This window comes from Streptomyces sp. NRRL S-118, from assembly GCF_000716335.1.
Taxonomy (GTDB): Bacteria; Actinomycetota; Actinomycetes; order Streptomycetales; family Streptomycetaceae; genus Streptomyces.
Genome location: NZ_KL591056.1, coordinates 650 through 1626, shown reverse-complemented (window position 1 = coordinate 1626; position 977 = coordinate 650). Strand labels below are relative to the sequence as shown.

At 74.0% G+C, this 977-nt stretch carries 1 protein-coding gene; it reads left to right on the top strand.

Going from position 1 to position 977, the window contains the following annotated elements; translation table 11 throughout:
- Positions 1-977, top strand: a 977-nt coding sequence (locus tag IH00_RS39390) for a beta-ketoacyl reductase (RefSeq protein ID WP_158828215.1), incomplete at both ends; no start/stop codon positions are given.

Here is a 977-nt window from a genome sequence, read left to right as displayed (position 1 = left end):
ACGGCGGGGATGGACCTGTCGGCGTTCGTGCTGTTCTCCTCGGTGTCCGCACTGATCGGCACCCCCGGGCAGGCCAACTACGCCGCGGCCAACGCCGCCCTGGACGCGCTCGCGGCCGGGCGCCGGGCCGGAGGACTGCCCGCCACCTCCCTCGCGTGGGGCCTGTGGGCCGACGGGCGCGGCATGGAGGGGGAGCTCGGCGAGGCCGATCTCGCCCGACTGGCGCGGATGGGTATCGGCGCGCTCCCCGCCGCCGAGGCGCTGGAGCTGTTCGACCATGCGCTCGGGCAGGACACCGCGCTGCTGGCACCGGTGAAGTTCGACCTGCCGGCCCTGCGGGCGCAGGCGCGTACCGGACTGCTGCCCGCCCCGCTGCACGGGCTGGCCCCGGCGCCACGCCGCGCCGACACGGGCGGATCGCTCGCGCAGCGGCTCGCCGGCGTCGCCGAGGCCGACCGGGAACGCATCGTGCTGGAACTGGTGGCCGGGCACGTCGCGGCCGCCCTCGGACACGCCTCGGCCGGGAGCATCGATCCGGAGCGGGCGTTCAAGGACCTCGGCTTCGACTCGCTGACCGCCGTCGACCTGCGCAACAGCCTCAGCCAGGCCACGGGTGTGCGACTGCCCGCCACCCTGGTCTTCGACCACCCGAACCCGGTGGCCGTCGCACGGCTGCTGCTCCGCGAAGTCGGTGCGATCGCCGGAACACGACGTCCGGTGGTACGGCCACGACGGGTCGACGACGAGCCGATCGCCATCGTGGGCATGGGATGTCGGTTCCCGGGCGGAGTGAGCTCTCCCGAGGAGCTGTGGGAACTGGTGGCGTCCGGCCGTGACGCCGTGTCGGAGTTCCCGGACGACCGGGGCTGGGACGTGGAGGGACTGTTCCACCCCGACCCCGAGAACCCGGGCACCTCGTACACGCGGGAGGGCGGGTTCGTCGACCGTGTCGGCGAGTTCGACGCGGAGTTCTTCGG